9 protein-coding genes and 1 tRNA gene are annotated in these 13,531 nt (G+C 29.4%); all 10 read right to left on the reverse strand.

All coding sequences use genetic code 11. The features are described from left to right. Positions 1-33: 33 nt before the first annotated feature. Positions 34-1,482: a TrkH family potassium uptake protein gene (locus ACQPVP_RS13090; RefSeq protein WP_430850642.1), complete on the reverse strand. Its 1,449-nt coding sequence runs from the start codon at positions 1,480-1,482 to the stop codon at positions 34-36. Between the two features lie 5 nt (positions 1,483-1,487). Continuing rightward, on the reverse strand, positions 1,488-2,843 hold the full coding sequence (gene trkA / locus ACQPVP_RS13095) for a Trk system potassium transporter TrkA (RefSeq protein ID WP_430850644.1): 1,356 nt from the start codon (positions 2,841-2,843) through the stop codon (positions 1,488-1,490). Positions 2,844-3,098: 255 nt separating this feature from the next. Beyond that, positions 3,099-4,553, reverse strand: coding sequence for a glycoside hydrolase family 1 protein (locus tag ACQPVP_RS13100; RefSeq protein ID WP_430850645.1), 1,455 nt, complete (start codon positions 4,551-4,553; stop codon positions 3,099-3,101). Positions 4,554-4,580: 27 nt separating this feature from the next. Continuing rightward, a complete protein-coding gene (locus tag ACQPVP_RS13105) occupies positions 4,581-5,993 on the reverse strand; it encodes a glycoside hydrolase family 1 protein (protein ID WP_430850647.1) in 1,413 nt (470 codons plus the stop codon). An 83-nt stretch (positions 5,994-6,076) separates the two neighbouring features. Then, a complete protein-coding gene (locus ACQPVP_RS13110) occupies positions 6,077-7,936 on the reverse strand; it encodes a beta-glucoside-specific PTS transporter subunit IIABC (RefSeq protein ID WP_430850649.1) in 1,860 nt (619 codons plus the stop codon). Positions 7,937-8,138: 202 nt separating this feature from the next. Continuing rightward, a complete protein-coding gene (gene licT, locus ACQPVP_RS13115) occupies positions 8,139-8,981 on the reverse strand; it encodes a BglG family transcription antiterminator LicT (protein WP_430850651.1) in 843 nt (280 codons plus the stop codon). Between the two features lie 208 nt (positions 8,982-9,189). Further along, positions 9,190-9,264 (reverse strand) — tRNA-Glu (locus ACQPVP_RS13120). A gap of 321 nt (positions 9,265-9,585) precedes the next feature. Beyond that, on the reverse strand, positions 9,586-10,518 hold the full coding sequence (locus ACQPVP_RS13125) for a carbohydrate kinase family protein (RefSeq protein WP_430850653.1): 933 nt from the start codon (positions 10,516-10,518) through the stop codon (positions 9,586-9,588). Positions 10,519-10,530: 12 nt separating this feature from the next. Further along, the gene (locus tag ACQPVP_RS13130) at positions 10,531-12,018 is read right to left on the reverse strand and encodes a glycoside hydrolase family 32 protein (protein ID WP_430850655.1); all 1,488 of its coding nucleotides are present in this window, start codon (positions 12,016-12,018) and stop codon (positions 10,531-10,533) included. A 15-nt stretch (positions 12,019-12,033) separates the two neighbouring features. Further along, positions 12,034-13,470: a PTS transporter subunit EIIC gene (locus ACQPVP_RS13135; protein WP_430850657.1), complete on the reverse strand. Its 1,437-nt coding sequence runs from the start codon at positions 13,468-13,470 to the stop codon at positions 12,034-12,036. Positions 13,471-13,531 lie beyond the last annotated feature (61 nt).

Consider the following 13,531-nt stretch of genomic DNA (forward strand, 5'->3'; position numbering starts at 1 on the left):
AGTTTTCTATAAATAAAATTTTGGTAATATTTTCTAATAAGTTCTCTTCCACATTGATTTACTAAACATAATAAGCATTGGATAAATTTCTAACCTACCAGCAAGCATACAGAATGATAGTACAATCTTACTTAAAGGTGAAAATCCTGAAAAGTTACCTGTTGGACCAACCATTTCAAAGCCTGGTCCTATATTGCTTATTGATGTTAATACAGCCGTTGATGTTGTAATTAAATCAAAACCATCAAAAGAAACAATTATAGTTCCAATAATGGTCATTACAGAATAGGCTCCTAAAAATAGAAACACACCCGATATTGTTTCCTCATCTACTACCTTACCATCCATTTTCACACTTTGTATTCTCTTTGGATGAAGTACCTTATCTATTCCACGTCTTATTGCCTTTAGCATTATTACTATTCTTGTTGTCTTTATTCCCCCACTAGTTGATCCAGCCATAGCTCCTGACATCATAAGAATTAATATTATAACCTTACTCAATGTTGGCCATAAATTAAAGTCTACTGTAGCATAACCTGTTGTTGTTATTATAGATACAACTTGGAAGGATGATTGTCTAATTGACTCTCCTATTTTCCCATTATTTAAGCTTAATATATTAATAGTGATAAAAACTATAGATACTCCAATCATCAATAAATAATATCTTAGTTCTTCGCTATTAAAGAAATTTTTAAAACTTCCTTTTAAAATTTGAAAATATAGGGCAAAATTAACTCCAAATAGTAACATAAATATTGTAATAATCCACTCAACTGCAGGACTATTAAAAGCTGCAACACTGGTATTCATATTAGAGAATCCACCAGTCCCAGCTGTTCCTAATGCATGTATTATAGCATCATAAAATGAGAGGCCTGCAAGCATTAATAATATTGTTTGTACTATAGTTAATATAAAATATATTATGTATAATATCTTTGCTGTTTCACTTATCTTTGGAACAATCTTACTAGGATTAGGCCCTGGACTTTCTGCCTTCAATAGATATATTGTATTAGACCCTAATGACGGTACTAAGGCCAATATAAATATTAAGAATCCCATTCCTCCTATCCAGTGCGTAAAGCTTCGCCAAAATAATATTCCTCTAGGTAGAGACTCAATCTCTGAAAGTAGAGTTGCTCCTGTTGTTGTAAAACCCGATACCGTTTCAAAAAATGAATCTACAAAAGATGGAATTGCTCCACTTATTACAAATGGTAAGGCTCCAAAAATTGATATTACAATCCATGATAATCCTACAGTAAAGGCTCCTTCCTTTGCATACATTTCCTTATCTCTAACTTTAATTCTACGTAAAACCAATGCTATAGGTAACATTAAAATTATAGTAAAAAGAAAAGCATTTGCATCTCCATCACCATAGTATAAGGCTACGCTAAATGGAATTATCATAAGCAACAATTCATATAATAATACATTTCCAATAAATCTTAAAACCACTTTATAATTCATTTAAACTACCACCTACGAAATATGTCATCAATTTGTAATAGCTTCTTATGCTTAGATACAATAATTACCCTATCGTTTACCTTTAAGCAATCATCACCTGTGGGAATAATAATCTTATTATCTCTAACAATTGTAGCTACTAGTGCATTTTCATTGAATTCTATATTCTTAAACTTCTCATTTATATTAGTTGTATCATTACCTACTATAAACTCTATCGCCTCAGCCTTATCATTACAAATTCTATATATATTTTCTATAAAACTTTTTTTCTTGTTTTTTAATGATCTTACATATTTCAATATTTTATAGGCAGTAACTAACTTTGGATTTACCATCGTATTTATTCCAACAGTTTTTCCTATATTTCTATAATTATCTCTTGTAATTTTTGTAATTACATTACTTACAGATCTATTGTTAGCTAAAATAGAGGCTATTATATTATCCTCATCCCTACCTGTTAATGTAATAAAACTATCCACTTCTACTAAACTTTCAGATAATAAAAGTTCTTCATCCATACCATCACCATTTATTACTATTGAGTTTGGTAAAAGCTCATTAAGCTCCTCACATACACTTAAATCTTTTTCTATTATTTTGCAGCTAACTCCTACATCATTTATTATCTTAGTAAGGTAATATGCTATCTTACCTCCACCTACTATCATAGCTCTCTTAACTTTTTTCTTATACTTCCCAAGCTTATTAAATAAGTTTTGAATATCTTTATGCTCACCTATTACATACACCCTATCATCTTTTTGGAAAATGTAATCCCCCTTAGGCATTATAAATTCATCATTTTTTTCTACACCACAGAAGAGCACATTTCCTCTAATAAAACCAATATCACTTATCTTCTTTCCTTCAAGCGCTGTATCCCCAACCTTAAATCCAACTAAATTTACCTTTCCATCAGAAAAATTATCAATACTACATACTGATGGATATTTAATAAGTTTAGCTATCTCTATAGCTGCAGCCTTTTCTGGATTTATTACTAAATCTATGCCAACAGCTTCAGTTAACAGTGTTATTTCTTCATCGTAACTTGGATTTCTTACCCTAGCTACTGTATATTTAGCACCTAACTTTTTTGATGCAAGAGAGCAAAGCATATTCAATTCATCACTATCTGTAACAGATATTAATAGGTCTGCCTCCCTTACTCCAGCCTCTTCAAGTACCTTTAAACTAGTTGCATTCCCCTTAACACACATTACATCAAGATTATTGTTTACATGCTCTAAAGCTAAATCCTTCTTATCTATAATGGTTACATTATCTCCATCAATAGATAGGTATTGAGCTAGAGTATACCCAACCTTACCAGCACCAACTATAATAACGTTCATTTCATATCTCCTTATAATTTCAATACAATCCTTTGTGCAATAAATCAATTATACAATACAAAAATTATTAATTCTATCTATAAAATATTTTTAAATATATACTTTTTTGTAATATTAAATAAGATTTTCCCTAAAAAATTTTTAACATAAATGAAGAAGGAGTATATTTAATAAATACTCCTTCTCCATAATTTATATAATCAACTAGACAATGCTTTATCTTAAGTTTTATTTAATATATTTATCTAAATTTTTTTATAGTTCTTCACCATTAGTTTCTATTACTTTCTTATACCAAAAAAAGCTCTTCTTTCTTGACCTATCTAAAGTACCTGTTCCATCATTATGTTTATCTACATAAATAAATCCATATCTTTTTTTCATTTCACCAGTTCCTGCACTTACAAGATCAATACATCCCCATGGAGTATATCCCCATAGTTCAACACCATCATCAATAGCTTCTTTCATTTGTTCAATATGAGCCTTTAAGTAATTAATTCTATAATCATCATTAATTGATCCATCATCTTCTATAGTATCAACAGCACCCAATCCATTTTCTACAACCATCATTGGAATTCTATATCTATTATATATTTTATTTAAAGTAATTCTTAACCCAACAGGATCTATTTGCCATCCCCAATCACTTGCTTCTAGGTAAGGATTTTTTAATCCCATACTTAAGTTTCCACCTGTAGTCTCAACATCTGTATTGTTGCTTACACAGTTTGACATATAATAACTAAATGTATAGAAGTCAACACATCCATCTTTTAATATTTCTAAATCTCCGTCTTCCATATTAATTTTTATATTATTTTCTCTGAAATAACGTTTTGCTGCACCTGAGTACTCTCCTCTTACTTGTACATCTCCACATAAATAGTTTGATAACTCCTCTTGTTGTTGAGCCATTAATACATCTTCTGGATTACAAGTATATGGGTATAAAGCTCCATAAGCTATCATACATCCAATTTTAAAATCCTTATTTATTGAATGCCCTAACTTAACAGCCTTTGCACTAGCAACAAACTGATGATGTAATGCTTGGAAGCACTCTTGTTTATGATCATTTTCATAATGTCCAAACTTTATTTCTCTTATTTCATCAAACATAACTCCAGCACCCATAAATGCAGCAGCTGGTCCATGTGTTAATATATTAATTTCATTAAATGTTAACCAATATTTAACTACATTCTTATATCTATTAAATATTGTTTCACAATATCTTAAATAGCAATCTATAGTTTCTCTACCTAACCACCCATTATATTTTTTAGTTAACCCAAATGGTGTTTCATAATGAGAAATAGTAACTAAAGGTTCTATATTATATTTTTTTAATTCAGCAAATACATTATCGTAGAACTTTAATCCTTCTTCATTTGGCTCTAATTCATCTCCATTTGGAAATATTCTTGTCCAGTTTATAGACATTCTAAATGTTTTAAATCCCATTTCTGCAAATAATGCAATATCTTCCTTATATCTATGATAAAAATCTATTCCAACATGACTTGGATAATATGTTCCTTCTTCTAATTCAGATGTTATTCTTCTAGCTGTTGTATGTGTTCCACCAGTTAACATATCTGATGTACTCAGCCCTTTTCCACCCTCTCTATATCCACCTTCAAATTGGTTGGCAGCTGTAGCTCCTCCCCATAAAAAATTTTCTGGAAATTTAACATTACTCATAATTTACCTCCATAATCATATAAATATCTATTTTAAAATTCCACCATTAGTTTCTATAACCTCTTTATACCAATAGAAACTCTTTTTCTTATATCTTTCTAATGTTCCAGTTCCATCATCATGACGATCTACATAAATGAACCCATATCTTTTTTTAAGTTGTGCAGTAGATGCACTTACTAGGTCAATACATCCCCAAGTAGTGTATCCCATAACTTCAACTCCATCTTCAATAGCTGCTGCTACTTGAACTAAATGATCATTTAGATATTGAATTCTATAATCATCATTTACTGTTTTATTTCCATTTTCATCAATAATTAATTCATCTACAGCTCCTAATCCATTTTCAACAATAAATAGTGGTTTTTGATATCTATCATATAAGAAGTTAAGAATATATCTTAATCCCTTTGGATCAATTTGCCATCCCCACTCAGATGCTGATAAGTATGGATTTGGTACACCTTGAATAAGGTTTCCTGCTCCAGCTTTCTTTTTTTCTTCATCTGCTGTAACACAAGAACTCATGTAGTAAGAGAAAGAAATAAAATCAACAGTATTCTTTAATATTTCTTCATCTCCATCTTCCATTCTTATTGATATTCCATTTTCTTTAAAGTATTTATTTAAATATTTTGGATACGAACCTCTTACATGAACATCCGCAAAATAAAGATTTTGTCTATCCTCTAACATTGTTTCAATAACATCATCAGGATTTGGTGTTAAGGGATAATTTGGTATAGCAATTATCATGCATCCGATTTTGAATTCTGGATTTATTTCATGACCTATTTTAACTGCTAAAGCACTTGCTACTAATTCATGATGAATTGCTTGATAAAGATCACTCTTGCTAAGTTTTGATTTATCAGTTAATATACCACCACTCATAAGAGGAGCATGTAATACTGAGTTTATTTCATTAAAAGTTAACCAGTACTTTACTTTGTCCTTATATCTTGTGAATACGGTTCTTACATAATTTTCATAAAAACCTATTAGTCTTCTATCTACCCATCCATCATATTTTTTTGCAAGATTTAATGGAGTCTCATAGTGAGATAATGTTACTAACGGCTCTATTCCATATTTAGCTAACTCATCAAATACTTTGTCATAGAATTCTAATCCCTTTTCATTTGGCTCTGCATCATCCCCATTTGGGAATATTCTAGACCAAGCTATTGAAAGCCTAAAAGTTTTAAATCCCATTTCTGCAAACATCTTAATATCTTCTTTATATCTATTATAAAAATCTATTCCTACTAATTTCATATTGTCTTCTGTTGGTACTTCTGTTGGTACTGACATAATACCTTTTGGCATTATATCTTGAATTGATAATCCTTTACCATCTACATTATAAGCACCTTCACATTGATTAGCTGCAGTAGCACCACCCCATAAAAAATCTTTTGGAAATCTATTATTCATTTTCTTATCCTCCATCCTAATTTTTAAGATTAAGACTCCCTCGTCTAATTAGCTTTGGAGTCCTAATCTCATCGTAATTTTTCTTATATCATTACTTTAATTAATTCTTCTTTACATTCTATTTCTTTTTTATCTGTTTCAATTACATCTAAGTAATTATCTGAATTTGTAATTATTACTGGTGTTGTAACTGAAAATCCAGCTTCTTTAATAGCATTTATATTAAATTCTAATAATAATTGTCCTGCTTTTACCTTATCTCCTTGTGCGATTTTAGGAGTAAAACCTTTTCCATTTAATTGGACTGTATCCATACCTATGTGAATAAGTATTTCAGCTCCATTATCACTTGTAATTCCTATTGCATGATATGTTGGAAATAATGTTGTTATAACTCCATCCACAGGGGATACTACTTTACCTTCGCTTGGCTCAATAGCTATACCTTTACCTAATAGACCCTTTGAGAATACTTCATCTTTAACCATTTCTAAAGGTAGAACTTCTCCTTTTACTGGACTAACTAAAACTTCTTTGCTTATTAATTCTGTAGATTTAATTGAATCTTTATTTTCATTTTTTAAACCATATTCTTTTTCATCATCCTTATAAATAACAAACATTGTTATACATCCTAAGACTAATCCTACAACCATTGCTATTAACATTCCATAAAATCCCTTATCAATTCCTGATGGACTAATATAGCTTGGAAGAGCAAATATACCAAGACCACCTACCATATATCCTGTTGTTCTAAAGAAACCAATTATTCCACCTGTAACAGCTCCAACTATACAGCTTAATATAAACGGTTTCTTCTTTGGTAATGTAATACCATAAATAGCTGGTTCAGTAACTCCAAAGAATCCTGAAATAACTGAAGGAATACATAATGATCTTAATTTTTTATTTTTTGTTTTCATCATAATACCCATAACTACACCTGTTTGAGCAAAACATACTGCTACTGTTGGTGCTAAAACTGGATCTCCGCCTAAAATTGCTAAATTATTCATAGCTATTGGAACTAATCCCCAATGTAATCCAAACATAACAAATACTTGCCAAAAACCACCTAGGAATATTCCTGCTACTAAAGGACTAAAATTATAAATACTCATTGTTACATCACCTAAAAGATTAGATGCCCATGTAGCAACTGGTCCTATTGCCATGAATGTAAGTGGAACAACAATTAATAATGTAAAAAATGGAACTAGGAAAGCTTTAACTACATCTGGAATAATCTTTTTAAATATCTTTTCTGCTTTAGATGCTATATATATTGCTAAAATTATTGGAATAACTGTTGATGAATACCCACTTGCTGGCATCACCATTGGAATTCCAATAAAATCTAAAGTTTGTCCAGCTATTCCTGTAATTGTTGGATATACTAATGATGCTCCAATAGCCATACCTGTGAATTGATTTAATTTAAACTTCTTAGCTGCTGTAAACCCTAAGAATATTGGGAAGAAATAAAATAAACAATCTCCAATTGCATTTAACACCATATATGTTGAGCTTGTATCTTCTAATAACTTTGTTGCTACTAATACTGCATTTAATCCCTTAATCATACCTGTAGCACAAAGTACACCTAGTACAGGTTGGAATACCCCTGAAACAATATCTATAAAAGCATTTAATGGACTTAACTTTTCTTTTTCTGCATTTTCTGAAGCAGTAGAAAATCCACCTATTGAAACTACATCAGCATAAACATCAGGAACATGATTTCCTATTACAACTTGATATTGTCCACCACTTTTAACAACAGTAACAACCCCATCCATATTTTTTAATACTTCTGTATTAGCTTTACTCTCATCTTTCAACTTAAAACGTAGTCTTGTAATACAGTGAGTCAAACTGTTTACGTTTTCTTTTCCTCCAACATTAGCTATAATATCTTTTGCTAATTTTTCGTACTTCATAAAATACACTCCTTTATTTTAAAAACTAATTATTACTGAAAATAAAAAATAGCGAGACCTAATATGATAGAATTTGAATTCCATTCTATCTAAATTATAGTCTCGCCTGCATTACCAGTAACAATCATTATTTAAATGTAAACCTTTAATATGCCTTAATTTTATATCACAATCTCTAACTTGTCAACATTTTTTTATAAATTTATTTCATTGTTATTCTTTGTATATGAACTGTTAAATATAATTTTTCTTCATCATCAAGTTCTTTATCTAGATAATCCTCTATTTTTAACATACATTTATATGCATCTGCATATTTTTCTTTTACTTGCTTCAATAAAAAATCCTCATTATTATCTGACTTTTCTTCTTTATTATGATTTTTTTTATTTAATCTTTTAAAGAAAAATCTTAAATGTGTAATAAATCTATCATAACTTAAAGAGTCTTCATCGAGTTTAATATTATATGTATACCTTACAATATTTAAAATATCATTTATCATTTTAGTTTGCTTAGTAATATCTCCTACTTCTTTAAAGGAATTATTTACTTGTGCATTCACTAAATGTAAAGCTATGTTAGCAGCCTCATCTTCTGGTAACTTAACGCCTACCTCATCTTCAATAAAATCCAAAGCTTTTAAACCTATTTTGAACTCTTTAGGATAAAACTTTTTTATTTCCCAAATTATTGGATTGTTTATATTAAAACCCTCTTTGTATAATTTAATTGTATTACTTATATGATCTGTGAGTGTTACATATATATATTCACTTATTTCTACATCTAATATATTTTTAGCATATTCTATAATATCATAGCATACATATATTATTTCCTTAGGCATGTCATCTAAAAGCATTTTAAATTTTTCTGAAGCTGCCTTTTCTTTAAGAATAAAAGTTTTCTCAACCTTTTCTAAATCTATATTATCTCCTACATTCTTCTTAAATCCGATTCCACGGCCCATTACTACAACTTCATGTTTATTTGAGTCTAATGCTAATATTGAATTATTATTAAATATCTTTTGTATTACCATATTGCCTCTCCTCTTACACTGTTATTTAGTAACATTATATTATTAATCTATTTTATTAACAATTCAAAATAATAAAAAAATTTTTTAAGTCCTTTAAAATTTCTTCTGTTGATTGAATATTGATATTATTAAGTAATATTTATAAATATTTAAGATAAAAGAAAAAAAGGCTTAAATGCCTAAACATCAAGCCTTCCAGTATATATAATGGTAGTCCCTAGGGGAATTGAACCCCTGATTCCACCGTGAGAGGGTGGCGTCTTAACCCCTTGACCAAGGGACCATATTACAATCACTATACCATATTTTTAATAAATATCCAATTTTTATTTATGGTAATTTCACTTTTATTTCATTGGTTATACCACATTTTAGAAACGAATCCTAATATTCTCTTTAATTTACTACCTATATTATAATTCTAAGCATAATTTAGCCATAATACTATATATATTTAATAGTTTTTATATTCAAAATAAGTACTTCAAAGCTAAAGAAAGAAAATTATAAAATATTATTCAAATCATATCATACTAATAATTTCTTAAATATAAAATATTAGCCCTAGCCATGTAATAGCTAAGGCTAAAAAACTATATTATTTTTATCCTATAAATATATAATTCTCTACTTCTTCCATTGTAGGAATGGATGTTATAGCACCATAACTTGTGCAAGTTATAGCTCCAACTTTATTAGCAAACCCAACTATTTCTTCCCACTTTTCAAATGACACTTCATTTTTATTATCTATTTTAGATAATTGTGATAATACAGCTCCTACAAATGCATCTCCTGCTCCAGTTGAATCCTTTTGATGTATTTTAATTGATCCTACAATAGTTGTCTTTCCATCTTTAATTATCATAGTTCCTTCTTTTCCTAAAGTAATTGCTATTGTATTCAATTTACTATCTATAAGAGATTTAACAGCTAATTCTAGAGAATTTGTCTCAGTTAAAAGCATTGCCTCTTCATCACTTATTTTTATAAATTCAGCTTCTCTCATAAAATTCCAACAATCATCTTTATATCGCTTCATTATATCATCTGTTATTAAAACATCTCTATAGTTAGGATCAAATGTTATAATAGCCTTTTTATTCTTAGCTTCTTCTAAAGCTTTATAATAAGTATTTCTAAGCTTTCCTGGTAAAAATGCTGTTGCTGAACCGAAATGAACTATAGTGTCATTATCTATTAATAATTCTTCTATATTAACATCATATTCGCCGTCTCCACCTCTATAAAAATCAAAGTTTCTTTCCCCTGACTTATCTAGTGATACTATAGCTATAGTTGTTTTTCCATCTCTTTTTAAATACTTTGTATTAACAGAATTACTTATCAAAACTTCTTCTAAATATTTACCGAAGTTATCTCTACCTACTTGTCCTAAAAAATAAGCCTTTCCCTCTAATTTACTAATTGCTACTGCAACATTTGCTGGAGCACCACCTGGTTTCTTGCTATAATCCTCTCCATCTTTTGATACTAAATCTATTAATAACTCTCCTATACAATACACTTTCTTCATTGTACTTCTCCCCTAATCTAAAATTCCTGAATTCAACATATACTTAGTATAATTATACTCTATTTTATCATCTGTATATATTTCTATTCCTGTAGATTTTTCTAATGGAAATACCCTTGTACTCATAGTTATCTTTCCACCATCTATAAATATTTCAATTATACTTTTATCTACTATAACTTCTATATCTATATTTTTACCTATATTTATTTCAGCTTCTCTAACTAATCCATATTCCTCAATAAATTTATGTTTCATTTCATTTCTATCAAGAGAAACACTATTAAGCTCTTTATTGAAGTTTAAATTTAGACTTTCTTCATTAGAAGAACATAGTTTTATACCAAAACTATTTGCTTTATCTAATGATAAATTTATTTTTAAATAATATGTATTACTCTCATTTTCTATTATTTCATTTTTATTTACAACTCCGTTTTGGTTTACTATTACCTTACTTAATTTTTCTATTTCTTTTACTGGTTTTTGTATTAATTTATTATTATGAATTGATAATTCTCTAGGGAAGGTTAAGCAATGAGCCCACAATTTTTCATCTGTTGGGTATTTAAATTCTCCCATTCCAGCCCATGCAAGTAATAATGTTTGTCCGTCTTTTCCCTTAAAACTTTGTGGTGCATAAAAATCAAAACCCTTATCTAATTCTTCATATACATCTACCCTAAATTTTAAATTATCTATATCTAATTTTCCTATTGCATATATTACATTAAATATATTGTTATACTTATTTCCTTGTTTTTCTATACCTTGTGGTGAAAATATTAAAACATCCTTACCATCTATACTTGTATAATCTGGACATTCCCACATGTAACCAAATTCCTTAGGGAAGTTTTCTAACTCTAATTCCCCCATAAACCCCCATGCTATTCCATCATTAGATTTGTACACAATAAATGTTCCTGTTTCATCTATTCTTTGTGCTCCAAGAATCATGTAATACTTATCTTCTATTTTAAATACCTTAGGGTCTCTTACATGTCCCGTATATCCACTAGGCACACCTTCAATTATAGGGTTTCCTTCATATTTTTTTATTTCTCCATCTTTATTCATTATGGCTAAACATTGATTTGCACTTCTATTTTCTTTATCAAATTTTATATTTCCAGTATAGTATAAGTATAACTCTCCATTTATCTCAATTGAGTTTCCTGAATAAGCTCCATGGGATTCATATTTTTCAGTTGGAATTATCGCAACCGGAAGTCTTTCCCATGTAACTAAATCATCTGATTCTAAATGGGCCCAATGTTTCATTCCATGTGTAACTCCAAAGGGATACCATTGATGAAAAACATGATATTTTCCATTAAAATAAGCCAATCCATTTGGATCATTTAACAATCCATATTGAGGATGTATGTGATATATAGGCTTCCATAACTTATCTTGTGCCTTATTTTTTAAATCTAATAATTCTTCTTCTGTTGCTTCTAATATAGTTCTATGTTTTGGTTCCTTAAAAATATCCATCAATATTTCCTTTCCTTAATTAGCTACCTTATCTTCACCTTTTATTTTACCATATGCAATTGTTAGTATTGCTCCTGCAACTAATGCTATTACATGAGCTATTAAATAATTTAAATGTCCATGATTTTCAGCTGCTACAATAGCAATTCCAGGAATAGCTGTAGCTCCAAATCCTATTGCCGATACCTTAGTTATATAAATATAAGCTCCACCTAAAGTAGCTCCTATGCAACCTGCTATTAATGGGAATTTATTCTTTAAAGTTACCCCAAATATTGCTGGCTCTGATATACCAAACAAAACTGATCCAAATGATGATATACATATTTGTTTTACTTTATCATCTTTCCATTTTAAGAATAAATATCCTAACACAGCTCCACCTTGTGCAATTAATGCTACTGACATTAAAGGCATTATGAAATTTCTGCCTGTATCAGCTATTAATTGAGCTTCTACAGCTCCTATAACGTGATGTAATCCTGTTATAACTATTATTTGTTGAACTCCTGCAAATAACATATATCCAAATATTCCCAAGTTTTCTGTAGACCATAATAATGATGCTGTTACAATATTAGCTAATTCACGTCCTGCTGGTCCAACTACTGTAAATAATAAGAATGTTGCTACTATAACTGTAGCTATAGGTGATAAAAATAGCTTGACCATATCTGGTATATGCTTATTAAAGAACTTATCTAACTTAGCAGTTACGAATCCAATCATTAATGCTATTATTATTCCACCTTGGAATGCAACTAATTCTACATTTAATCCAAATAAATTGATTACTTCTGGTTCTACACTTCCATTACCAACTGAATATGCATTAGCCAAATCTGGATGTAACATTATAGCACCTATAACTAAACCCAATACTGGAGAACCACCATAACGTTTAGTTGCTGAATATGCTACTAAAAGTGGTAATATTGTAAATATTCCTGTAGAAGCAATTTGTATAAATCTATTTACTCCTGCTAATGATGGAAACATTTCTATTATCGACTGTTCCCCAAATATACCTTGCTGACTTAATAATCCAGTAAGCCCCATTAATAAAGCTGCTGCTAATAATCCTGGAATTATCTCTACAAAAACATCTGATAATGATTTTATTGATTTTTGTAACCAATTTTGTTTTTGAGATGCTACTGCTTTTGCTTCTCCTAATGACATTTCTCCTTTTCCAGTTTCTTTAATAAATGCATCATAAACATTATTTACAGTTCCAGCTCCAAATATTATTTGTAACTGATCTCCAGCAATAAATACACCTTTAACTAAATCGATTTTTTCTATTGCATCTAAATCCGCACTATTATTATCATTTAATACTAATCTTAATCTAGTAGCACAGTGTGCTGCACCCTCTACATTTTCTCTTCCTCCAACAAATTTTAATAACTCTTTAGAAATTGATTTATACTGTTCGTTATTTTTACTCATTTTTTCTCCTCCTACTATAGAAACCGGTTTCCACACTCTATAGATAGAATATATCACTATT

The sequence above is a fragment of the Clostridium nigeriense genome, assembly GCF_050585265.1.
Lineage (GTDB): Bacteria > Bacillota > Clostridia > Clostridiales > Clostridiaceae > Clostridium > Clostridium nigeriense_B.

Bases quoted from the DNA above. Each gene is read 5' to 3' on its own strand.
- licT (WP_430850651.1), bottom strand. From the start codon at position 8,981: ATGGTAATACAAAAGATATTTAATAATAATTCAATATTAGCATTAGAC.
- ACQPVP_RS13105 (WP_430850647.1), bottom strand. From the start codon at position 5,993: ATGAATAATAGATTTCCAAAAGATTTTTTATGGGGTGGTGCTACTGCA.
- ACQPVP_RS13110 (WP_430850649.1), bottom strand. From the start codon at position 7,936: ATGAAGTACGAAAAATTAGCAAAAGATATTATAGCTAATGTTGGAGGA.
- ACQPVP_RS13125 (WP_430850653.1), bottom strand. From the start codon at position 10,518: ATGAAGAAAGTGTATTGTATAGGAGAGTTATTAATAGATTTAGTATCA.
- trkA (WP_430850644.1), bottom strand. From the start codon at position 2,843: ATGAACGTTATTATAGTTGGTGCTGGTAAGGTTGGGTATACTCTAGCT.
- ACQPVP_RS13100 (WP_430850645.1), bottom strand. From the start codon at position 4,553: ATGAGTAATGTTAAATTTCCAGAAAATTTTTTATGGGGAGGAGCTACA.
- ACQPVP_RS13090 (WP_430850642.1), bottom strand. From the start codon at position 1,482: ATGAATTATAAAGTGGTTTTAAGATTTATTGGAAATGTATTATTATAT.
- ACQPVP_RS13135 (WP_430850657.1), bottom strand. From the start codon at position 13,470: ATGAGTAAAAATAACGAACAGTATAAATCAATTTCTAAAGAGTTATTA.
- ACQPVP_RS13130 (WP_430850655.1), bottom strand. From the start codon at position 12,018: ATGGATATTTTTAAGGAACCAAAACATAGAACTATATTAGAAGCAACA.